Annotated in this window: 20 protein-coding genes; 7 read left to right on the forward strand and 13 right to left on the reverse strand. The window is 76.0% G+C overall.

Annotation, left to right across the window (positions count from 1 at the left end; all coding sequences use genetic code 11):
• Nucleotides 1-294: 294 nt before the first annotated feature.
• The 3 genes from ftsL to mraZ form a co-directional block, all read right to left on the reverse strand.
• Nucleotides 295-726, reverse strand: a complete 432-nt coding sequence (gene ftsL / locus PKY62_RS02015) for a cell division protein FtsL (RefSeq protein ID WP_324534337.1) — start codon at nt 724-726, stop codon at nt 295-297.
• Nucleotides 723-1,706, reverse strand: a complete 984-nt coding sequence (gene rsmH, locus PKY62_RS02020) for a 16S rRNA (cytosine(1402)-N(4))-methyltransferase RsmH (protein WP_324534338.1) — start codon at nt 1,704-1,706, stop codon at nt 723-725. The genes ftsL and rsmH overlap by 4 nt, the downstream gene beginning before the upstream one ends.
• Nucleotides 1,707-1,884: 178 nt before the next feature.
• Nucleotides 1,885-2,328, reverse strand: coding sequence for a division/cell wall cluster transcriptional repressor MraZ (gene mraZ / locus PKY62_RS02025; RefSeq protein ID WP_324534339.1), 444 nt, complete (start codon nt 2,326-2,328; stop codon nt 1,885-1,887).
• A 365-nt stretch (nt 2,329-2,693) separates the two neighbouring features.
• Here mraZ and PKY62_RS02030 point away from each other — a divergent pair, with 365 nt between their 5' ends.
• Genes PKY62_RS02030 through PKY62_RS02040 form a run of 3 tightly spaced genes read left to right on the forward strand, consistent with a single transcriptional unit; the run spans nt 2,694 to nt 7,131 of the window.
• Nucleotides 2,694-3,695 carry an AAA family ATPase gene (locus PKY62_RS02030; RefSeq protein ID WP_324534341.1) on the forward strand — a complete coding sequence of 334 codons (1,002 nt, stop codon included), beginning with the start codon at nt 2,694-2,696 and terminating at the stop codon, nt 3,693-3,695.
• Nucleotides 3,695-4,909, forward strand: coding sequence for a DUF58 domain-containing protein (locus tag PKY62_RS02035; RefSeq protein ID WP_324534342.1), 1,215 nt, complete (start codon nt 3,695-3,697; stop codon nt 4,907-4,909). Before PKY62_RS02030 ends, PKY62_RS02035 begins: the two co-directional genes overlap by 1 nt.
• Entirely contained in the window at nt 4,906-7,131 is a 2,226-nt protein-coding gene (locus tag PKY62_RS02040) for a transglutaminase TgpA family protein (protein WP_324534344.1), read from the forward strand. Before PKY62_RS02035 ends, PKY62_RS02040 begins: the two co-directional genes overlap by 4 nt.
• On the opposite strand, the gene PKY62_RS02045 is transcribed toward PKY62_RS02040, so the two are convergent.
• The 3 genes from PKY62_RS02045 to PKY62_RS02055 are packed head-to-tail and all read right to left on the reverse strand — an operon-like array spanning nt 7,085 to nt 9,378.
• Complete coding sequence (locus PKY62_RS02045) at nt 7,085-7,462, reverse strand: SCO2097 family morphological protein (RefSeq protein ID WP_324534345.1); 378 nt, start codon at nt 7,460-7,462, stop codon at nt 7,085-7,087. The two genes, PKY62_RS02040 and PKY62_RS02045, sit on opposite strands and share 47 nt — an antisense overlap.
• 38 nt (nt 7,463-7,500) lie before the next feature.
• A complete protein-coding gene (locus PKY62_RS02050; protein WP_324534347.1) occupies nt 7,501-8,766 on the reverse strand; it encodes a DNA polymerase IV in 1,266 nt (421 codons plus the stop codon).
• Between the two features lie 48 nt (nt 8,767-8,814).
• Complete coding sequence (locus tag PKY62_RS02055; RefSeq protein ID WP_324534348.1) at nt 8,815-9,378, reverse strand: SAV_6107 family HEPN domain-containing protein; 564 nt, start codon at nt 9,376-9,378, stop codon at nt 8,815-8,817.
• A gap of 65 nt (nt 9,379-9,443) precedes the next feature.
• Here PKY62_RS02055 and PKY62_RS02060 point away from each other — a divergent pair, with 65 nt between their 5' ends.
• Nucleotides 9,444-10,376, forward strand: a complete 933-nt coding sequence (locus PKY62_RS02060; protein WP_324534349.1) for a spermidine synthase — start codon at nt 9,444-9,446, stop codon at nt 10,374-10,376.
• 31 nt (nt 10,377-10,407) lie between these two features.
• On the opposite strand, the gene PKY62_RS02065 is transcribed toward PKY62_RS02060, so the two are convergent.
• The 5 genes from PKY62_RS02065 to PKY62_RS02085 all read right to left on the reverse strand — a co-directional run bounded on the left by PKY62_RS02065 (nt 10,408) and on the right by PKY62_RS02085 (nt 15,484).
• Entirely contained in the window at nt 10,408-10,611 is a 204-nt protein-coding gene (locus tag PKY62_RS02065; protein ID WP_324534351.1) for a cold-shock protein, read from the reverse strand.
• Between the two features lie 154 nt (nt 10,612-10,765).
• The gene (locus PKY62_RS02070) at nt 10,766-12,067 is read right to left on the reverse strand and encodes an MFS transporter (RefSeq protein WP_324534353.1); all 1,302 of its coding nucleotides are present in this window, start codon (nt 12,065-12,067) and stop codon (nt 10,766-10,768) included.
• A gap of 27 nt (nt 12,068-12,094) precedes the next feature.
• Nucleotides 12,095-12,997: a PAC2 family protein gene (locus PKY62_RS02075; protein WP_324534355.1), complete on the reverse strand. Its 903-nt coding sequence runs from the start codon at nt 12,995-12,997 to the stop codon at nt 12,095-12,097.
• A 124-nt stretch (nt 12,998-13,121) separates the two neighbouring features.
• Nucleotides 13,122-14,294: a sensor histidine kinase gene (locus PKY62_RS02080; protein WP_324534357.1), complete on the reverse strand. Its 1,173-nt coding sequence runs from the start codon at nt 14,292-14,294 to the stop codon at nt 13,122-13,124.
• On the reverse strand, nt 14,291-15,484 hold the full coding sequence (locus PKY62_RS02085) for a PP2C family protein-serine/threonine phosphatase (protein WP_324534358.1): 1,194 nt from the start codon (nt 15,482-15,484) through the stop codon (nt 14,291-14,293). Before PKY62_RS02085 ends, PKY62_RS02080 begins: the two co-directional genes overlap by 4 nt.
• 149 nt (nt 15,485-15,633) lie before the next feature.
• Here PKY62_RS02085 and PKY62_RS02090 point away from each other — a divergent pair, with 149 nt between their 5' ends.
• A complete protein-coding gene (locus PKY62_RS02090) occupies nt 15,634-17,883 on the forward strand; it encodes a HelD family protein (RefSeq protein ID WP_324534360.1) in 2,250 nt (749 codons plus the stop codon).
• A 52-nt stretch (nt 17,884-17,935) separates the two neighbouring features.
• Here PKY62_RS02090 and PKY62_RS02095 read toward each other — a convergent pair whose 3' ends face one another.
• Complete coding sequence (locus PKY62_RS02095; protein WP_324534362.1) at nt 17,936-18,814, reverse strand: matrixin family metalloprotease; 879 nt, start codon at nt 18,812-18,814, stop codon at nt 17,936-17,938.
• Nucleotides 18,815-18,892: 78 nt separating this feature from the next.
• Between PKY62_RS02095 and serA the strand changes: the two genes are divergently transcribed.
• Nucleotides 18,893-20,092, forward strand: coding sequence for a phosphoglycerate dehydrogenase (gene serA, locus PKY62_RS02100; RefSeq protein ID WP_324534364.1), 1,200 nt, complete (start codon nt 18,893-18,895; stop codon nt 20,090-20,092).
• Between the two features lie 63 nt (nt 20,093-20,155).
• Here serA and PKY62_RS02105 read toward each other — a convergent pair whose 3' ends face one another.
• Complete coding sequence (locus PKY62_RS02105) at nt 20,156-20,353, reverse strand: DUF5302 domain-containing protein (RefSeq protein ID WP_324534366.1); 198 nt, start codon at nt 20,351-20,353, stop codon at nt 20,156-20,158.
• 122 nt (nt 20,354-20,475) lie between these two features.
• On the opposite strand from PKY62_RS02105, the gene PKY62_RS02110 reads away from it, so the two are divergent.
• Nucleotides 20,476-21,182: aldo/keto reductase (locus PKY62_RS02110; protein ID WP_324534370.1), on the forward strand; the 707-nt coding region annotated here is incomplete at its 3' end.

Genomic DNA, 21,182 nt, shown 5'->3' on the forward strand with positions numbered 1-21,182 from the left:
TGCGCTGCTGCTGCGTGCGCGGGGCCGCGGTGCGCTGCTGCTGCGTGCGCGGGGCCGGGGTGCGCTGCTGCTGGGTGCGCGCGGCCGTGGTGCGCTGCGGAGCTGCTGCACGCTGCGGGACGCTGCGGGCCGGCGCGGTCCGGACGGATGCCGCGCCTGCCGCGGCCGGGCGAGGAGCGGGAGCCGTGCGGGTGCCCGTCGCCGCCCGCGGGGCCGGTGCGCTCCGGGGGGCGCCCGCTCGTGGCGCCGCCGCCGCGCTCCGGGGGGCTCCGGCACCCCCGCCGACGGCGCCCGTCACCGACCCGCCCCTGCCGGCACGGGGTTGCCGAGCACGGCACCGTCGGACAGCCGCAGGTACGCGCCGCCCGTCGTGGGGACCATGCCGAGGTCGCGGGCCGCCGTCGCCAGCGCGGCGGGGGCCGCTGCCAGCTCGAGCTCCGCGGTCAGGCGCTGCTGCTCCTGGGCCGAGCGGGCCAGGCGGGTCTGCAGCTCGTAGCGCTGGTACTCCCCCTGCGCCATCGTCGTGTTGAGCAGCAGCGCGCCGAGCAGTCCGGCGGCGAGCACCGCCATGCACAGCAGCACGAACGGGACGCGCGTGCGGCCGTGCGCCGGTGCCTGGACCACGCGCAGCCGGGGTGCCGGGGGTGCGGGCCGCGGGGCGGGGCGCTCGCTCGGCCGCGGGACGGCGCGCGGCGCGCGGACCGTCGACGCGGACGCGGCGCTCATGCGGCCCACCGGACGGTGCGCAGGTGGTCGGGCGTGACCCGCACGCGTGCCGCGGCGCGCAGCCGCACCGACGCGGACCGCGGGTTCGTGGCGATCTCCGCCTCGGGGGCGAGCTCCGCCCCGCGCGTGAGGAGCTCGAGGTAGGGCCGGTGCGTCTCGGGCTCGACGGGCAGGTCCGGGGGCGCGCTCGACACGGCCCCCCGGGCGAGCGCGCGCTTGACCAGGCGGTCCTCGAGCGACTGGTAGGACATGACGACCAGCCGGCCGCCGATCCCGATCGCCTCGATCGCGGCCGGCAGCGTCCGCTCGAGGACCTCGAGCTCGGCGTTGACCTCGATGCGCAGCGCCTGGAACGTGCGCTTGGCCGGGTTGCCACCCGTCGTGCGCGCCGCGGCGGGGATCGCCGTGCGGACGATCGACACCAGCTCGCCCGTGCGCCGCAGGGGCGCGACGGCGCGCGCCGCCACCACGGTGCGCGCGATCCGGGCGGCGAACCTCTCCTCGCCGTACTGGCGCAGGATCCGGGTGATCTCCGCCTCGGGGTAGGTGTTGAGGACCTCCGCCGCGGTGATCCCGGTCGACGCGTCCATCCGCATGTCGAGCGGGGCGTCCTGGGAGTACGCGAAGCCGCGCTCGGCCTCGTCGAGCTGCAGGGAGGAGACGCCCAGGTCGCCGAGCACGCCCTGGACGGGCCGGCCGACGACGTCGCGGACGACGTCGAGCACCTCGTCGTACACGGCGTGCACCGCGGTGAACCGGTCGCCGAACCGCGCCAGCCGCTCCGACGCCAGCCCGATCGCCTCGAGATCCCGGTCCAGGCCGATGACCCGCAGGTGCGGCATCCGGTCCAGCAACGCCTCGCTGTGCCCGCCCATGCCGAGCGTGAGGTCGACGACGACGGCGTCGGGGCCGGCCAGCGCGGGCGCGAGCAGCTCGACGCAGCGCTCCAGCAGCACGGGGACGTGCCGTTCGTGCGTCATCTCACCTCCCGTGCCGGTCGTGGCGCCCCGTGCGAGGGGCATGGTCGTGGACGTTGCAGGTCGGGGCCCTCCAGCACCCGACCAGGTCTCCCACCGCTGCTCGGCTGGCGCCGGGGAAGTGCGCCAGAGCGGAGCGGGGAGAGACCTCGTCGCGCGGGGACGGTGCCTGCACGGTCACTCAGAAGACACCGGGGAACACCTCCTCCGCGGTGTCGGCGTACTGGCCGACCTGCTCGGCCAGGTAGGTCTCCCATGCCGCCGCGTCCCAGATCTCGACGCGCGTGCCTGCGCCGATGACGGCGACCTCACGGTCGAGCCCCGCGTACGCGCGCAGCGTCGCGGGGATGGACAGCCGGCCCTGCCGGTCCGGCGCGTCGTCGTGCGCGCCGGACAGGAACACGCGCAGGTAGTCGCGCGCCTGCTTGCTGGTCACGGGCGCCTGGCGGATCTGCTCGTGCATCGTCTGGAACTCGTCGACCGGGAAGACGAAGAGGCACCGCTCCTGGCCGCGGGTCATGACCAGACCACCGGCGAGCTGGGGGCGGAACTTCGCGGGCAGGATCAGCCGGCCCTTGTCGTCCAGGCGCGGGGTGTAGGTGCCCAGGAAGGGGCTGTAGCTCATGCCTCCCCCGTTCCCGTGCCGGCCTGAGTCGCCCTCGATCGGTCCACCCCGATCCCAGTGGCCCCACCTTACTCCACATCACTCCACCTTCAAGGGGCAACGACGACTCCGAGCGGGTGAATGTCGCCGTCGCCGCAGGTCAGAGCGGGTGGAGCGCGGTGGAGGGATTCTCGCGCCCGGTGCGCCGCCGGCCCCCTCGCGGCGTTGGTCGCCGGGGCCCGAGGTGGCCAGCCCCGCACGGCCGGTCCACGGGTCGCGACGCGGCGGGGGCACCGGCCCGTGGCTCGGCACCCGGGTGGAGCGTCGTGGAGCGCCACGGGGCGCGCCGTCACCTAGGCTCTGGTCACCGGCGAAGGGGAACGGCGATGGTGCACGCACTGCCCACGAGCCTCGAGCTCGACGACCTCGCGGACACGGCCGAGGCCATCCGCGCGTCGATGGAGTCCGTGATCTCCGGGCGGCCCGACCTGGTCCGCCTCACGGTCGCCGTGCTGCTCGCCGAGGGGCACCTCCTGCTCGAGGACGTGCCGGGCGTCGGCAAGACCACCCTGGCCAAGGCGCTGGCCCGCTCCGTCGACTGCACCGTCGGCCGCATCCAGTTCACCCCGGACCTGCTGCCCAGCGACCTCACGGGCGTGACGATCTACCGCCCGGCGCTGCACGACTTCGAGTTCCGCCCTGGCCCCGTGTTCGCCAACGTCGTCATCGGCGACGAGATCAACCGCGCCTCCCCGAAGACGCAGTCCGCGCTCCTGGAGTGCATGCAGGAGGCGCAGACGACCATCGACGGGACGACGTACCACCTGCCGCGACCCTTCCTCGTGCTCGCCACCCAGAACCCCGTGGAGATGGAGGGCACCTACGCCCTGCCCGAGGCCCAGCGGGACCGCTTCATGGCGCGGCTCAGCGTCGGGTACCCAGCGCGGGACGCCGAGGTCGAGATGCTCGACCGGCAGGAGGCTGCCGATCCGTTGGCCCACCTCGTGCCCGTCACGGGGGTCGACCATCTCGCCGGGATGATCGACGTCGCGCGCCGCCTGTACGCCGCGCCGGCGATCAAGCAGTACGTCGTCGACCTCGTCGCGGCCACGCGCGTGGACCCCCTGCTGCGCCTCGGCGCCTCGCCCCGCGCCGCGATCCAGCTGCTGCGCGCCGCCAAGGCGGTCGCGGCCATGGCCGGCCGCTCGCACGTGCTGCCCGACGACGTCCAGGGACTCGTGGTCCCGGTGCTCGCCCACCGCCTCCTCGCGAGCCCGGACGCCCGGCTGTCGGGCCGGACGATCGAGGAGACCCTGACCGCCGTGGTCAAGGCCACCGCGCTGCCGCCCGTGAGCCGGACCGCGCCGGACCGGCGCGCCACCGGCTGATGGGGACGCTGCGCCGTAGCCGCCTGACCGCGCGCGGCGCCGGGCTGGCGGCGACCGGGACGGTGGGCGTCGTGGGCGGCACGCTGCTCGGCGTCCCGGTGCTGGCCCAGGTGGGCCTGCTCCTGGTGCTGACCGTGGTCGCGGCGGTGGTGTGGCTGGTGGTCGAGGTGGACGCCGAGCACCACGGACGGCTGCGTGCGGTCCGGCGCGTGCCCGCCTGGGTGCAGGCCGGGGTGGCCGCGACCGTCCGGGTCGAGGTCACGGCGGCCCGGTCGCGACGGGTCGAGCGGCTGGCCGTCTCCGAGCGGGCCTCGGCGGAGCTGAGCGGCGGCGCGGCCCTGCGTGCCAGGGTCACCCGCTCGCCGGGCCGCCTCGAGCTCACCTACCAGATCCGCCCCCGCCGACGCGGACGCTGGCCGCTCGGCCCGCTCGAGGTGCGCCGGCAGGACCCCTTCGGGGTGGTGCGGTGGCGCGGGCCCCTCGGTGCACCGGCGCTCGTCGCGGTGCGGCCGGTGGTCGCGGCGCTCGACCGCGCGTCGTGGTCGGCCTCGGCCGAGGCGGACCAGGCGGCCGCCGGATCGCGTCGCCCCGCGACCGACGACGCCGCGCTGCGCGAGTACCTGCCGGGCGACGACCTGCGCCGCGTGCACTGGGCGTCCTCCGCACGGCGGGGCTCCCTCGTCGTGCGGCAGGACGAGCGCGCCGCCCGGCGCCCGGTGAGCGTGCTGCTCGAGCTGTCCCCGCGGGACGAGGTCACCGAGTGGATCATCAGCGCCGGGGCGTCGATCGTCGTCGCCCTGGCCGAGGCCGGCCACTCCGTCCGCCTGCTGGGGGGCGGGGGGCACGCCGTCGGCGACACCGACGCGCTGCTCGACCACGCCGTCGACCTCGTGCGCCCGGTGGACGACGCCGCAGCCGCACGATGGTTGGCCGAGGCGGTCGGCGACCTCACCTCCATGGCCGACGGCGCCGGGCCCACGGGCGCCGGCCTCGTGGTCGCGGTGCTCGGTCCCCAGCCCGCCGAGTCCCTGCTGCGGCTGGGGACGACGCCCGGCTGGGCACTTGTCACCGGGTCCGAGCGGGACCCCGATGCCGCGGGTCGCACCGCGACCGCGCTGGTCAGGGCCGGCTGGACGGCCGTCACGGTGGACGTCGGTCAGGACGTGGCCACCGCGTGGCACCGGCTCAGCCAGGGACTGGGCGGCGCGCGGTGACCCGGCCCGGCACGGCGGACCCCCACGGGGCGATCGGCAGCGTGCTGGCCGCGGGGTCGGTGCTCCTCGCTGTGTCGGCCCTCGGCGCGCTGCTCGCGCCGGGCCGCTGGTGGCCCGTGAGCGCCGCGACGGTGCTCGTGCTGACGGTCGTCACCGCCACGGTGCGCCGCACGGGCCGCGGGGCTGCGGCGGCCACGGCGGCGGGGCTGGCCGCCACCGCGGCGGTCGTGCTGCTGCTCGCCGCCGGCGGGCCGGGCGATGCCGCCTGGCCGCGAGGGCTCGGTGCCCTCGTGCTCCAGGGGGTCGAGTCGGTGCGGGCCGGAGTGATCCCCGTGGGCCAGACCCCGGGCCTGGAGCTGCTCGTCGTCGTCGGCGCCGCGGCGACCCTGCTCGTCGTCGACCTGCTCGCGCTCGGGCTCGGACGGGCCGGGCTGGCCGGGATCCCGCTCCTCGCGCTCTGGTCCGTGCCGGTGAGCTTCGGGCACCCCCCGTCGGCGCCCACCGTGGTGGTCGGCGGCGCCGGCTACCTGCTGCTGCTGTGGGTCACCGCACGGCCGCCGGTGTCCGTCGCCGGCAGGGCCGCGACCCGCATGGGCCCGCGCGAGGCCGGCGCGGTAGTCCTCGCCGCGGCGCTGGCCGCGCTCGCGCTGCTCGGCGGCCCGCTCAGCACGGCCACGCCGCTCTCGGGCACCGTGCGGCTGCCCGCGTCGTGGGGCGGGGGCGCCACCGGGCCGCTCACCCTGAGCACCGACCTCGACCTGCTCGACAGCCTGTCCGCCCGCTCGGACCGGATCGTGCTGGTCTACACCACGACGCTGCGCGACCTCGGTCCGCTGCGCACCCGGACCATGGTCGACTTCGACGGGACGCGCTGGGACACGGGGCCGACCGGCGAGCTGGGCCTCGCCGACGGGCCGCTGTGGCCCACGGGGCGCGAGGACGCCGAGCCGTCCGGCCGGGTGCGGATCCGGGTCGAGGACCTCGACGAGGACCGACTGCCCCTGCCCACCGCCCCGCGGTCCGTCGACGTGGGCGCCAACTGGTGGTACGACGCCGCGCACGACGAGGTCGTCGGGCTCGGCGCGAGCACGCTCGGCCTGACCTACGGCGTGCGCGTCTACCCGCGCGACCTCGCGGCCGCGACGCTGGCCGCCGACGCCCCACCCCGGCTCGCCGCGGGCTCCCCCGAGCTGGGCGTGCCACCCACCAGCCACGCGCGGGACATCGCCGACCTCGCGCTCGAGGTGACCGCGGGCTCCGCGACCGCCTACGACCAGGCGATGGCCCTGCAGTCGTGGTTCCGCAACGCCGGGGAGTTCGCCTACGAGACCCAGATCCCGCCGGGCGAGACCGACGACGCCGTCTGGGACTTCCTCGTGCGGCGCTCGGGGTACTGCGTGCAGTACGCGACGGCGATGACCGTCATGGCCCGGTCGCTCGGCATCCCGGCGCGGGTGGCCATCGGGTTCCTGCCGGGGCAGCCCAGCGGCAGCGATCCCGACACCTTCGTCGTGACCGCCCGCCAGGCGCACGCGTGGCCGGAGCTGTGGTTCGCCGAGGCGGGCTGGGTGCGCTTCGAACCCACCCCCGCGGTGCAGACCGGCCCGCCGCCGCCCTACGCCGACCCGTTCCTCGCCGCACCGACCGCCACACCGACCCCGACCCCGTCGGCCACCGCCGGCGTGCCGACATCGGCCGCCCCCGGCGCGGCCGCCCCCGGCGACGCCGCCGGGACCACAGACGACGCGCGGCCGCGGTGGCCCCTCCTCGCGGCCCTCGGGGCCGCCCTGCTCACCGGCGGAGCGACCGTGCTCGCACGGCGTCGGCGATCCGGCGTGCGCAGCGAGGGTCCCGAGGAGTCCTGGGCCGAGGTGCGGGCGGCGGTCGGGCGGCACGGCGTCGCGTGGACGGACGCGACGACCCCGCGCCAGGCGGCGGCCCTCATCCGGGCGGCGTGGCCGGCGGGACGAGCGGGCGGCACGGACGGCCCGGACGGTGGCGGGGAGTCCCGTGACCTGCGTGCGCAGGAGGCCGAGATCGCCTCTGACGCGGAAGCGGCGCTGGACGGACTGGTGCGGGCCGTGGAGCAGGACCGCTACGCCCCGACTCCGGGATCGTGGTCAGCCGACGAGCTCGACCGGTGGGTGACCGCGGTCACCGCACCGTGGGCGTCGATCAGCGACCGTCGCGGCGGCGCTCCCAGCGCGCCTCGAGGCGCGTGAGGAACGACGTCTTCGCGGCGGCAGGGCGCGGCTTGACGCCGCCCTGGGCGTTGACGACCCCGGTGGGCCCCTGCGTGCGTCGCGGCGTCAGCGCGTAGAGCACCGACAGGAACATCGCGACGAAGCCGAGCACCCCGATCCAGGGCAGGCTGGTCGCGGCGCCGGTGACGAGGAGCCCGAGGCCGACGACCGCCCCGACACCTGAGATGACCCAGCGACGCACGGGCGAACCGGCCCGACCCTGCAGCGCGTGGACGAGCTTCGGGTCGTCAGACGTGAGCTGACGCTCCATCTGCTCCAGTACGCGCTGCTCGTACTCGGACAGAGGCATCACTACCTCCGCGGTGGCGACGACGGGACGGGACAGCCTCAGGATAGATCGCCGACGCCGTGTGCGGTAGTTGACGGCACGATCGGCGCAGGCAGTCCCGTCGCGGCCCCCACCGAGCGGGGTCCGAACCGCCGACGCACCTCGTCCATCGCCTCCTCGGCACGCCGCCGCGCGGTGCCGTCACCGTCCACCGCCTCCTCCAGGGTCAGCTGCCGGCTGCCCGCCGGCGCGAGGCCCTCCACCCGGACGCCCACCAGCCGGACGGCCTGCCCGTCGAGCTCGGCCGCGGCGAGCAGCTCGCGGGCCGCCAGGTAGACCGTCCGCGCGACGTCGGTGGGGACCGACAGCGTGCGCGAGCGGGTCAGGGTGCGCAGATCGGCGGTGCGGACCTTGAGGCAGACCGTCCGGGCAACCATCCCGCGGCGGCGCAGGTGCTCGGCGCAGCGGTCGGCGAGCGGCAGCACCTGCGCCGCCACCCAGGCGAGGTCCGCCGTGTCGACGTCGAACGTCGTCTCGGCACCGACGCTCTTCTCGGTCCGGTCGGGGACCACGGGCCTCGGGTCGCGCCCCCACGCCAGGTCGTGCAGGTGGGCTCCGGCCACCGTCCCCACGGCGCGCTGGACGACGGCGAGATCCTGCTCGGCGAGCTCGGCGACCGTGGTGATCCCCCACCGGGCGAGCGCCTCCTGCGTGCGCGCCCCCACGCCCCACAGCGCCCCGACCGGCAGCGAGTGCAGCAGCTCGACGGTCGCCGCGCGTGGCACCAGGAGCACCCCGTCCGGCTTGGCCAGCCCGGAGGCGAGCTTGGCGACGTGCTTGGTCGCCGCGATGCCGACCGAGCAGGTCAGGCCGACCTCCGCCTGCACCCGCTCCCGCAGGAGCGCCGCGATCCGCGTGGGCCGGCCGAGGCGGCGCCGCGCCCCCGAGACGTCAAGGAAGGCCTCGTCGACACTGACCTGCTCGACGAGCGCCGTCACCTCCCCGAGGACGCCCATCACCGCGCGGGACGCCGTCCGGTAAGCGGCGTGGTCGGGCGGTACGACGACGGCCTGGGGGCACAACCGCCGCGCCTGGCTCATCGGCATCGCGGAGTGCACGCCGTACGCCCGCGCCGGATACGTCGCCGCGAGCACCACCGAGCGGTTCTCACCCCCGACGATGACGGGTCGCCCGCGCAGCTCGGGGCGCCGGGCGACCTCCACGGACGCGAAGAACGCGTCCATGTCGAGGTGCAGGATCGAGCAGCCCTCGTCGTCCTCGCCCCAGCCGCGCCGCTCGCCGGAGGGCACAGGGCCGCGACTCATCGACCGATCACCCGACCTCCCCCGCCCCTCGGCCGCCGGCGACGTCGATCAGGACGCCCGCAGGGCGAGCACGCCCTGACCCGCGCCGTCGACGTCGAGCAGCCGCCGCACCGCGTCCTGGAAGTCCTCCGCGACGGCCAGCGTCCGCTCGGCCCGCGCATCGTCGACCTCGGCGCGGCCGGACTCGACGGCCGCGCGCAGAGCGGCACCGTCCGCGAACCATGCGGTCCAGCCCTCGAGCTCCGGCGCGACGGCCGCCACCATCTGCCAGACCGTGCGCAGCGCGGGCCGACCCGCCGGACGGCCCGTCACCGCGAGCACCGCGGCACCCGCGCGCAGCGCGGCGAGGTGGGCGTGCACGAACCCGTCGGACGCACCGGCCAGACGGGCCGCAACAAGCTCCGCATCGCTGCGGGCGAGCAGGTCGACCGCCGAGGCGGGCAGCGGGACGCCCGGGACCGGGGTCCACGCACGCGCCGTCGACACCCTGCGCACGGACGCGGCGCGCCCCGACGCCGTGCCACCACGCGCGTCCGCCACCGCACCCTCACCGGGACCCGAACCTGCCGGCGCGCCCGCACCCGCGGGCCGTGCCGTCGTCGTCTTCGTCATCGCACCCACCTCCTGCCACCAGTATCGAACACACGTTCGATGCCGTCAAGGCCTACCGTGGGGCCGTGCCCGACCGTCGCCCCGCGCGCCGCCGCGCCGCGGACCTCGCCGGGCCGTCGCGCGCGGCCCACCGACCCTCCGGTCGGCGCCGGGCCGGCGCCGACCAGCCCCTGCCCACGCGCCCCGTCGCGATCGACAGCGGCACCGTCGAGCTGGTGCCCGACCGCGGCGACCCACGCTCGATCACGGTGCTCGTCAACGGCGTGCCCAGCTCCCCCGTGCACCTCGACGACCCGGCCCGGCTCGACTTCGAGTACCTGCAGCAGATGGCGGCGCTCGTCGACGCACTGGCGCCCGGGGCCGCCGGCGGGCCGCTCGACGCCGTGCACCTCGGCGCTGGCGGCTGCGCGCTGCCCCGATGGCTCGAGGCCACCCGGCCCGGGTCGCGTCAGATCGCGGTCGACATCGACGCCGCCCTGCTCACGCTGGTGCGCGGCTGGTTCGACCTGCCGCGGGCACCGCGCCTGCGACTGCGGGCCGGCGACGCGCGCGACGTGCTCGCCGCCCTGCCGACCGCGAGCGCCGACGTCGTCGTGCGGGACGTCTTCGCCGGCGACCGCACCCCCGAGGCGCTGACGACCACCGGCTTCACCGGGCACGTGGCCCGCGTCCTGCGACCCGGGGGGCTGTACCTGGCCAACTGCGCCGACCGGCCCCCGTTGTCGCTCGCCCGCGCCGAGGTCGCCACGGCGCGGGCCGTGCTGGGCGACGTGGCCCTCGTCGTGGAGCCGGGGATGCTGCGCGGGCGGCGGTACGGCAACCTCGTCCTCGTAGGCTCTACGGCGGCAGACGGCGGGCTCGACGGCGCGGCGCTGGCCCGCACCCTGCGGTCCCTGCCGGTCCCGGTCAGGCTGCTGCACGGGACGGACCTCGACGCCTTCGTCGGCCGGGCAGCGCCGCTCGTCGACCCCGTGACGAACGAGGCCGCGCCCCCGTGACGGGGACGCGGCCTCGATCAGGACCGTGCGCTCAGAGCGGGCGGACCTTCTCGGCCTGGGGGCCCTTGGGACCCTGGGTGATCTCGAACTCGACCCGCTGGGCCTCCTCGAGGCTGCGGTAGCCCTGCGTCTCGATCGCCGAGTAGTGGACGAAGACGTCGGCGCCGCCGCCGTCCTGGGCGATGAACCCGAAGCCCTTCTCAGCGTTGAACCACTTCACAGATCCCTGCGCCATGCTGTTCCTGTCCTTCTGTCCAACCGGGGACGATGCTGTCCGGGCCGAGCGCCCGGGTCACGTGCCACGCCAGCTGCGCTGTCGCGACAGCGCAGAGTCTGGCACGAGGCGCGTGGCGGGCGCCAGGGTCCAGCCGCAGGTCAGCGCACCGCGCTCAGCGACGCGCCGCGCGGCGCCGCGCGATCGCCTCGCGGATCGGCGGCACCACGGTCCCGTCGGCCGCCATCGCCGCCCGGGTCCGCCGGCGGCTGACGAGCACGCCGACCACCGCGACCGTCCACGGCACGGCCATGACCGCGAACGCCGCCCGGAACGCGGCGAGCGACAGCGGGCCGTCGACGCCGGCCCGCAGGTCCAGCACGATCCCGACCGCGAGCACCGACAGCACCGATGCCCCGAACCCGCCGACGTTGACCAGGCCCGTCGCGGTGCCGATCCGGACCCGGTCGTTGGACGTCCGCGCGAAGTCGAAGCCGATGACCGATGCCGGGCCACCCGTCCCGAGCACCAGGACGAGCACGACGAGCAGCCAGCGCGGGCTCGGTCCGGGCTGGAGCAGCACGGCGGCCCAGGCCGCGGCGGTCGCCACCGCGACGCTCAGCACCATCCACGACCGGCGCAGCGGGTGCCGCGCGGTGAGCAGGCCCATCACCGGGCCCATGGCCATCGCCGACAGCACGGCCGCGGTGAGCAGGCCGCTGGCCTCGCCGGGCGTCAGCCCCTGGGCCACCGTGAGGAACGGGAAGCCCCACAGCAGCAGGAAGACCGTCATCGGGAACTGCGTGACCGTGTGGCTCCAGAAGCCGAGCCACGTGCCCGGCTCACCGGCCACGGCGCGCAGCGGGGCGAGGATCCCCGCGCCCGTCCGGGCCACGCCGTGGCCGTCCGGTGAGTCCCGGACGACCATGACGACGAGCAGCGCGGCCAGCACGCCGAGCGCCGCCATCCCGACGAACGCCGTGGTCCAGCCGGACCGGTGCAGCACGGCGACCAGCGGGATCGCCGCGGCGAGCTGGCCCAGCTGGCCGACGAGCCCGGTGACCTGGGTGATGAGGGGCACCTGGCGCGCAGGGAACCACACCGCCACGAGGCTGAGCACCGAGATGAAGGTCGCGGCATCTCCAGCACCGATGAGCACCCGGGCCACGTACACGAGCGGCAGCGTGTGCACCGTGCCGAGGAGGGCCTGCCCGGTGGCCATGAGCAGGGCGCCGCCGGCGATGAGGGTGCGCGCGCCGAACCGGTCCAGGAGCACACCGACGGGGATCTGCAGGCCCGCGTACACCGCGAGCTGGACCATGACGAACGTCGCGAGCACCGCCGCGCCGATCCCGAAGCGGTCGACCGCCTCCACCCCGGCGACGCCCAGCGAGGTGCGGTGGAGCACGGCCACGACGTAGGCGGTGACGGCAGCGCCCCACACGAGCGCGGCAGCGCGGCGGGAGGGTGCGGTCACGCCGTCGAGCCTACGGCCGGCGGCGTCTCACTCGTCGGGATGCTCGTCCGGCTGCTGGGCGAGGTACTCCTCGAACTGGGCGCCGAGCTCCTCGGCCGTCGGCAGGCCGGCCTGCCCGACCAGCGCGTCGGGCCGGGGCAGCACCCTGGCCAGGTTGTCGTGCTGCTGCTCCAGGGCGCGCACCACGGCGGCGATCTCCGGGGAGTCGGCGACCTGCTGCTCCACCTGCTCGGTCGCCTCCACGGCCGCGGCCTCGAGCGCGTCGGCCTGGAGGTCCAGGCCCGTGGTCCGTTGCACCTGCTCGAGGGCCACGAGCGCGGCGCGCGGGTAGGAGGCCTGGGCGAGGTAGTGCGGCACGTGCACGGCGAAGCCCATCGCGTCGTGCCCCCATCGGCCGAGCCGGTACTCGAGCAGCGCGCTGGCGCTGGCCGGCACCTGGACGGTCCCGAACCAGGACAGGTGGTCGGCGACCAGCTCGGTGCGTGTGCCGTGCGCCGTCACCCCGAGCGGGCGGGTGTGCGGCACGCCCATGGGGATGCCGTGCACCCCGACGGTCAGCGGCACGGCGAAGCGCTCGACGATCTCGCGCATCGCGCGGGTCCAGGCCTCCCAGCGCACGTCGGGCTCCATGCCGTGCAGGAGCAGGAACGGCACGTTCTCGGCGTCGCGGACCACGTCCACCACGAGCTCCGGCTGGTCGTAGTCGCTCCAGCGCGCGGCGTCGAACGTCATGAGCGGGCGCCGTGAGCGGTAGTCGAGCAGCTCGTCGACGTCGAACGTCACGAGGCGCCGGGTGTCGAACCGCTCGGTGAGGTGCTCGGCGGCGACCTGGCCGGCGTTGCCGGCGTCCACGAACCCGCGGACCGCGTGCAGCAGCGTGGGCTCGGCGGACCGCAGGCTCGCCGCGACCTGCTCGTCGACCGTGTACATCGCGTCCCTCCGTCCGTGCCCAGGGGCTCGTCGCCCGGCGTGCTCAGCGCAACGTCGGCGCGCGCCGCGGCATTCCGCGGGGCTCAGGCGGGCTCAGGGGGGCGCAGGCGGGGCGCAGGCGGGGTCAGGCGGGCAGCGTCCAGCGGATCGTCGCACCCGACGGCGCGGTGGGGTCCACCCAGATCTCGCCACCGTGATGCTCGACGATCCGTCGGCACAGGGCCAGGCCGATCCCCGTCCCGGACCCGCTGCTGCGCGCGCCCACGCGCTCGAACAGCACGAACACGCGCTCGGCGTCGGCCGCGTCGATCCCCACACCGTTGTCCCGGCAGGCCAGCTCCCAGCGGTCGCCGTGCCGCACGGCCTCGATCCGGACCTCCGGGGCGTCCGTCGACCGGTAGGCGACGGCGTTGCGCACGAGGTTGGCCAGCAGCTGGCCGAGCAGGGCCGCGTCGCCGCGCACCACGGGCAGGCCCTCCCCCTCGACCCTGGCACCGGCCGCCTCGATCGGACCGCGCAGGTCCTCGACCACCTGGTCGAGCGTTGCCGCGAGGTCGACCTCCGTCGGCCGGCCCACCTGGCGCCCGACGCGCGCGAAGCCGAGCAGGCCGTCGACGAGGCGCTGCATGCGCCGGGCACCGTCGACCGCGTAGCCGATGTACTCGTCCGCACGCTCGTCGAGCTGGCCCTCGTAGCGCCGCGCGAGCAGCTGGGTGAAGCTCGCCACCTTGCGCAGCGGCTCCTGCAGGTCGTGCGACGCGACGTACGCGAACTGCTCGAGGTCGGCGTTGGACCGCGCGAGCTCCGCGGCCCGGCGCGCCAGGTCCTCGTGGGCTGCCGCGAGCTCGGCGTGGGCGACATCGGCCTCGTCGAGGCGGCGGGCGAGCTCCGCGCGCAGCGCCTCGACGTCCCGCGCGACGTCGGCGACCTCGCGCGGCCCGTCGGTCCGCACGGGCCGGGACGGCTCGGTCGCGGCGGCGCGGGCGTCGGCCGCGAGCGCGGCGAGCGGGTGGACGACCGCCCCCCGGACCACGAGCGCGAGCGCGACGCCGGCTGCCAGGACACCCGCGGCGAGGACCAGCGCGACGACCAGCAGGGCTCCGCCCGTGCCGGTGACGTCGGCGACCGCCCGCTCGACCTCTGCCGTGCCCGCGGCGGTCCGCAGCGCGTCGGCCTGGTGGCGGTGCGACCGCTCGACGGCGACGAGCGCGACGACGACCGCCAGCACCATGAGCGCCGTCGCCACGACGACGACCACGAGCCTGCTGCGCAGGGACGGGGCCGCGGCCCCGGTCATCCCGCGCCGCCGCCCCAGCCGAGGACCACGAGGGCTGTGTCGTCCACGAGGTTGCCGCCGTGCCGCAGCGTGACGGCCTCCATGAGCCGGTCGACGATGTTCGGCCCGGCGCCCCCTGCGCGGTGCCGACCCCCGGCCTCCAGCACGATCTGCTCGGCCATGAGCCGGGCGAGACCCTCCTCACCCAGCCGCTCGTCGCTGTCCAGCACGGTGGTCTCGAGCATGCCGTCGGTGAAGAGGATGACGCGCCAGGCGTCGCCGAGCTCGACCCGCAGCGGCTGCCAGCCCCCGAGCACCGGGATGCCCAGCGCCCGACCGGCGTGGTCCGACGGCAGCGGGACGGTCGGCACCCCGAGGAGGAACGGCGCGGGGTGCCCGCAGAGGAACAGGTCGAGCGAACGTCGGTCCGGGGCGACGACGACCATGACGAGCGTCGCGAAGATCTCCGGGCGGCCGCGCTCGGCCGACAGGATCTGCTCGACGACGTCGAGCACCCTCGCCGGCGGCAGGTCGGCGAGCACCGACGTGCGCCAGGCCGTCCGCAGGGTGGCCCCGAGCGCCGCCTCGTCCGGGCCGTGCCCGGCGACGTCGCCGACCACGGCGGCGACCGAGCCGTCCGCCCGCTCGACGACGTCGTAGAAGTCGCCGCCGAGCAGCCCGTCGCGGCCCGCGCGGTAGCCGACGAGCACCTCGAGCGCGCCGTCCCCGACCAGGGGGGTGGGCAGCAGCGCGCGTTCGAGTCGGTTGGTCTCGTAGTCGCGCACCTGGGCCCGGTAGAGCTCGCGCTCCTGGACCTCGGCCTTGCGCCGCTGCACCGCGTACCGCACGGCGCGCAGCAGCAACGGTGCGTCCACCTCGCCCTTGACGAGGTAGTCCTGGGCGCCGGCCGCCACGGCCCGCAGGCCCATCCCCGTCCCGGCCAGACCGGTGAGCACCACGACGGCGGGGGCCGCGGCCTGCCGGAGCACGCGCTCGAGCGCTGTCGTCCCGGCGGCGTCCGGGAGCTCGAGGTCGAGCAGCACGCAGTCGACGTCCAGCTGGGTGAGCGCCTCGTCCACGGTGCGGGCGCGGCGGACCTCGACCGGGGCGTCAGCCTCCGCGAACAGCTCGCCGACCAGCACCGCGTCGCCGTCGTCGTCCTCGACGAGCAGGACGCTGATCGGTCGCGGATCGGTCTCGTGGAACGGCACCTGTCACCTTTCGCCGGGCCTGCGTACGACAGGCTCCGCGGCCCCGATCCTAGGCCCGCCGTGACCCCGGCGCCGGTCATGGTCACCGGAGGTGCCCCGGGGAGCGGATAATGGACGGTCGATCGCGCGCGACGTCCGAGGGGAGCCCAGTGACCGGCAGGCAGGACCAGCGGCTCGAGGAGCAGGCTGCCGTTGACCTGCGCTACGCGCGGCTCGACGCGCTGCGGGCGCAGACCGCTGCGCGGCTCGCGCAGGTGCGCAGGGTGGGCCCGTCCGGCTCGCCGCAGAACAGGTCGGAGCGCGACGCCTTCGCGACGCTCTACGAGGACCGCCTCGCCCAGCTCGACGCCGTCGAGCAGCGGCTGACGTTCGGCCGGCTCGATCTCGTCGACGGCGCGACGCGCTACGTCGGGCGCATCGGGCTGACCGACGACGAGCACACCTCGCTCCTCACCGACTGGCGCGCTCCGGCCGCCCAGGCCTTCTACCGCGCGACGGCCGCCCAGCCCGACGGCGTCGTGCGACGGCGCCACCTCGTGACCCGCGGCCGCACGGTCACCGGGCTGGAGGACGAGGTCCTCGACCTGACGTCCCTCGACGAGGCGACGGACGCCACGACGCTGTCCGGCGAGGGCGCGCTGCTGGCCGCCCTCGCGGCCGGTCGCACCGGCCGGATGGGCGACATCGTGGCGACCATCCAGGCCGAGCAGGACGCGATCATCCGCTCGCCGCTCGCCGGCGCCCTGGTGGTCCAGGGCGGGCCGGGCACGGGCAAGACGGCCGTGGCGCTGCACCGCGCCGCGTACCTGCTCTACGCGCACCGACGGATGCTCGAGCGCTCGGGGGTGCTGCTGCTCGGCCCCAGCCGTACCTTCCTGCGCTACATCGACCAGGTGCTGCCGTCGCTCGGCGAGACCGGCGTGGTGACCGCGACGATCGCCGAGCTCGTGCCGGGTATCGCGGCCGAGGGCACCGAGCCGGACGCCGTCGCCGAGGTCAAGGGCCGCGCGATGATGGCCGACATCGTCGCGCGCGCGGTGCGGCAGCGGCAGCGCGTGCCCGCGGAGCCGCGCGAGATCCGGATCGACGGGCGCCTGGTCACGGTGCTGCCGCACGACGTGAGCGAGGCGATGGCCAAGGCCCGGCGCAGCGCCAAGCCGCACAACCAGGCGCGCGTGGTCTTCGTGCGCGACATGCTCGCCCGGCTCGCGGCGCAGTACGTCGCGGGGCTCGGCTACCCGGTGCCGGCGGACGAGCGGGCGGACATCGTCGAGGAGCTGCGGACCACGCGCGAGGTGCGCATCGCGCTCAACCTCGCGTGGATGCCGCTCACCCCGCAGCGCCTCGTCGAGGACCTCCTCACCCGTCCCGCCAGGCTCGCCGCGGCGGCGCCGCAGCTGTCCGCGCGCGACCGCGCGCTGCTCCAGCGCTCCCCCGGCGACCCGTGGACCCCCGCGGACGTCCCGCTGCTCGACGAGGCTGCCGAGCTGCTCGGCGAGGACGACCAGGCCGAGCGGGTCCAGGCCGCCCAGGACGCGCAGCGCCGCGCCGACGAGCTCGACTACGCCCGCACCGTCCTCACCTCCTCGGGAGCCGGCGGCGGGCTGGTCAGCGCCGAGGTGCTGGCCGAGCGGTTCGCGGGCTCGGGATCCTCGCTGACCACGGCGGAGCGGGCGGCCGCAGACCGCTCGTGGACGTACGGCCACGTGGTCGTCGACGAGGCGCAGGAGCTCTCGGCGATGGCCTGGCGGATGGTGCTGCGCCGGTGCCCGACGCGCTCACTGACCGTCGTCGGGGATGTGGCCCAGACGTCCGCACCGGGCGGGGTGCACCACTGGGCGACCTCGCTGGACCGCGTGCTGCGCGGGTCGTGGCGGCTCGCCGAGCTCACCGTGAACTACCGGACCCCCGCCGGCGTGGCCGACGCCGCGGGCGTGGTGGCGAGGGCAGCCGGCCTGCCGGTCGGCCCGCTGACCTCGGCGCGCGACGTCCCCGGGTCCCTCGCCGTCAGCACGGTCGATGACCTGGCCACCGGGACGGTCGCAGCCGCCACCGCCGCCCTGGCCGGCCTGCCGGCGCAGGAGGGCGCCGGCCGCGTCGCCGTCATCGCCCCGCACGCGCGGCGGGTCGAGCTGGAGGCCGCGCTGCGCGCCTCACCGGTGGGCGACCGCCTGGGGGCGCCGGGCAGCCGCGCGGCGCTGGAGGCCAGGCTGGTCGTGCTCGAACCCCGCGACGCCAAGGGTCTGGAGTTCGACGTCGTCGTCCTCGTCGCGCCGGCAGAGATCACCGGGGCGGACCTCTACGTGGCGATGACCCGGCCGACCCAGGCACTGCGCGTGGTCACCACCGGCGCGCTGCCGCCCGGCTTCCCCGACCTCGCCGTGGACCCCGCGGGCTGAGCACCGCGCGTCGTCCCGCGAGGCCCAGGCCGCTCGACGACGCCGCACGGCCCTACTGGCAGGCGGCCCGGCCGACGAGCGCCAGGCCCTGCAGGTCGCCCGGGCCGAGGTCGGTCCGTGCGGAGGTCGTGGGGTTCATCAGCTCGCCCGGGTCCGCCACGTGGTCCAGCCCGACGACGTGGGCGAGCTCGTGGACGACGATGGCCCGCGCCTCCTCGAAGCCACCGGGCCCGGCGAGGATCTCCGTGAGGTCCGGCCCGTCGAGGACCAGCCGCCCTGCGGCCAGCCACGTCCCCGCGCCGTCCGCGCCGGGCACGGCCGCGGAACCGCCGACCCCGGCCACCTGCCCCGCGAGCTCCGGGACCTCGGACGCGTCCGACCACGCGACGAGCACCGGCACCCAGCCGTCGCCGTAGCGCTCGGGCTGGATGAGCAGGCGGTCGAGCGCCGGGGCCTCGTCTGTCGCGCCAGCCGGCACGAACGCGAGCCCGGTGGCCGCCGAGATGATCGCCACCGCGTCCGCGACGATGACGTCGCCCTGCGGCGGGGCGCCGTCCGCGCGCACGACGTAGGTCACCGGGCGGCAGGGGTCGTAGCCGACCGGGTGCCCGGCGTCGGTGAGGTGCAGGAAGGCGTGCGACCCCTGCGTCGTGACCTCGACGGGGGCGAGCGGGCGACCCGTCGACAGTGCGGGCTCCGGCACCGCGACCGCGCGCCCGTCGATGGTCACGTAGACCTCGGGGCGCACCTGACCCAGCAGGGCTGACGGGTCCACCGACCAGCCGTCGAGCCGCCCCACGACGAGGAGACCCGCGGCGAGCACCAGCAGGACGAGCGTCCCGGGCGTCCGACGACGGGCGCGCCGGCGCGGCCGGGCGGACGGGACCGCAGGGCCGGGGTCCCCGGGGCCCTGCTCGTCGACGCCGCTCACCACGTCAGTCTGGCAGGCGGGCATCCCGCCTGTCGGTCCGGTGTGCGCGCCACCCCTGCGACGGTCCACGATAGGCACGTGCTGCGAGCCCTTCTGCTGGAGAACCTCCACCCCCTGGCCACCACGATCCTGCGGAACGACGGGGTCGAGGTGACCACCCGGTCCGGAGCCCTGGACGAGGACGAGCTCGTCGCGGCCCTGGCCGGGGTGCAGATGCTGGGCATCCGCTCCAAGACCCAGGTGACCGAGCGGGTGCTCGCGGCCTGTCCCGACCTCGTGGCCGTCGGCGCCTACTGCATCGGCACCAACCAGGTGGACCTGAGGGCAGCGGCCGAGCGCGGCATCGCGGTCTTCAACGCCCCGTTCTCCAACACCCGCTCCGTCGTCGAGCTGGCGCTGGCCGAGATCATCGCGCTGACCCGGCGGTTGACGGAGCGCGACCGCGCCCTGCACGCCGGTGTCTGGGACAAGTCGGCCGACGGAGCGCACGAGGTGCGCGGGCGCACCCTGGGCATCGTCGGCTACGGCAACATCGGCACCCAGCTCTCGGTGCTCGCCGAGTCGCTCGGCATGTCGGTGGTCTTCTACGACTCGGCCGAGCGGCTGTCGCTCGGCAACGCCCGGCGCCTCGACTCGCTCGACGAGCTGCTCGAGATCGCCGACGTCGTCACCCTCCACGTCGACGGCAGGGACGGCAATGCCGGGCTGTTCGGCCCGGCGCAGTTCGCCCGCATGCGTCCGGGCGCGATCTTCCTCAACCTGTCGCGCGGGTTCGTCGTGGACTACGCGGCGCTGCGCGAGGGGATCCTGTCGGGCCAGGTCGGAGGCGCGGCGGTGGACGTCTTCCCGCACGAGCCGAAGTCGCGCGGCGACGCGTTCGAGTCGGACCTGCGCGGGCTGCCCAACGTCATCCTCACCCCGCACATCGGCGGCTCCACCGAGGAGGCGCAGGAGGCGATCGGCCAGTTCGTCTCCAACAAGCTGCGCGACTACCGCACGCACGGCTCGACGATGCTCAGCGTCAACCTGCCCAACCTGGCGCTCGACGCCCGCACCGGCTCGCACCGGCTGGCCCACCTGCACCGCAACACCCCCGGCGTGCTGGCCGGGATCAACCGCACGCTGGCGGAGCACGACGTCAACATCGAGGGTCAGCTCCTGGCCACCCGCGGCGAGCTGGGGTACGTCGTGACGGACGTCGCAGCCGACCTCGGCCCCGACGTGTGCGACGTGCTCGCGGCCATGCCGCAGACGATCCGCCTGCGCGTCCTGTCCTGATCACGCGGCGCGAGCGGGCCGTCCGCGCCCCGGCGTCGGGCCGCGGCGCGGCCGGCCGGCGCGTCAGCCGGTCTTGCGCCGGAAGGTGCGCTTGCCGCTGCTGGTGACCTCGGACCCGTGGACGATCCCGGTGTTCTGCCGGCCCTCGGCCGTGCGGTGCGCGGTGTCCTGCTTGCGGGCCAGCGCCTCGCGGAACTTGGCCTTGGCGTCCTGCGGCTCGCCGCTCGGCTCCGCGTCCGGGGTCAGGTCGGTCTCGGCCATCGTGGTGCCTCTCGTGACGCGAACAGCACCGGTGGGTGCCTCCTGCGCCTGACGGTACGCGCTCGCGGGCGCCGGCGGGGTGTCGTCCCGCCTCGGCACGCCGCTAGCGTCGTGCCATGGACATGCCCCTGCGTCGGGCCGGCCGTACCGGTCTGGACCTGCCCGTCGTCTCCCTCGGCCTGTGGCAGAACTACGGCGACGCGGACCCGTTCGCCACCCAGCGCGCCATCGTCCTCGGCGCCGTGGACCGCGGGATCACGCACCTTGACCTGGCCAACAACTATGGCCCGCCGCCCGGGTCGGCCGAGGCCAACCTCGGCCGCATCCTCGCGACCGACCTGCGCTCGATGCGCGACCAGCTCGTCGTGACGACCAAGGCGGGGTACCGCCAGTGGCCGGGGCCGTACGGCGAGTTCGGCTCCCGGAAGTACCTGCTCGCCTCGCTCGACCAGTCCCTGACGCGGCTCGGGCTCGACCACGTGGACATCTTCTACAGCCACCGCTTCGACCCGGGCACGCCGCTGGCCGAGACCCTCGGCGCCCTGGCGACGGCGGTGGCCACGGGCAAGGCCAGGTACGCCGGGATCAGCTCGTACTCGGCCCAGCGCACGCGGGAGGCCGTGGCGGTCGCGGCACGGATCGGGCTGCCCCTGGCCGTGCACCAACCGTCGTACTCGATGCTCAACCGGTGGGTCGAACGGCCGGCGACGCCGGACGGTGCCAGCCTGCTCGACGTCGCGGGCCAGGCGGGCCTCGGGGTGGTCGCCTTCTCACCGCTCGCGCAGGGCATGCTGACCGGTCGCTACCTCGACGGCATCCCCGCCGGCTC

This window comes from Actinotalea sp. (genome assembly GCF_035443605.1).
Lineage (GTDB): Bacteria > Actinomycetota > Actinomycetes > Actinomycetales > Cellulomonadaceae > Actinotalea.

What these genes read in the sequence shown, in the direction of transcription:
- ftsL (WP_324534337.1), bottom strand. Translation starts at nt 726, where the DNA reads ATGAGCGCCGCGTCCGCGTCGACGGTCCGCGCGCCGCGCGCCGTCCCG.
- rsmH (WP_324534338.1), bottom strand. Translation starts at nt 1,706, where the DNA reads ATGACGCACGAACGGCACGTCCCCGTGCTGCTGGAGCGCTGCGTCGAG.
- mraZ (WP_324534339.1), bottom strand. Translation starts at nt 2,328, where the DNA reads ATGAGCTACAGCCCCTTCCTGGGCACCTACACCCCGCGCCTGGACGAC.
- PKY62_RS02030 (WP_324534341.1), top strand. Translation starts at nt 2,694, where the DNA reads ATGGTGCACGCACTGCCCACGAGCCTCGAGCTCGACGACCTCGCGGAC.
- PKY62_RS02035 (WP_324534342.1), top strand. Translation starts at nt 3,695, where the DNA reads ATGGGGACGCTGCGCCGTAGCCGCCTGACCGCGCGCGGCGCCGGGCTG.
- PKY62_RS02045 (WP_324534345.1), bottom strand. Translation starts at nt 7,462, where the DNA reads ATGCCTCTGTCCGAGTACGAGCAGCGCGTACTGGAGCAGATGGAGCGT.
- PKY62_RS02050 (WP_324534347.1), bottom strand. Translation starts at nt 8,766, where the DNA reads ATGAGTCGCGGCCCTGTGCCCTCCGGCGAGCGGCGCGGCTGGGGCGAG.
- PKY62_RS02055 (WP_324534348.1), bottom strand. Translation starts at nt 9,378, where the DNA reads ATGACGAAGACGACGACGGCACGGCCCGCGGGTGCGGGCGCGCCGGCA.
- PKY62_RS02065 (WP_324534351.1), bottom strand. Translation starts at nt 10,611, where the DNA reads ATGGCGCAGGGATCTGTGAAGTGGTTCAACGCTGAGAAGGGCTTCGGG.
- PKY62_RS02075 (WP_324534355.1), bottom strand. Translation starts at nt 12,997, where the DNA reads ATGTACACGGTCGACGAGCAGGTCGCGGCGAGCCTGCGGTCCGCCGAG.
- PKY62_RS02080 (WP_324534357.1), bottom strand. Translation starts at nt 14,294, where the DNA reads ATGACCGGGGCCGCGGCCCCGTCCCTGCGCAGCAGGCTCGTGGTCGTC.
- PKY62_RS02105 (WP_324534366.1), bottom strand. Translation starts at nt 20,353, where the DNA reads ATGGCCGAGACCGACCTGACCCCGGACGCGGAGCCGAGCGGCGAGCCG.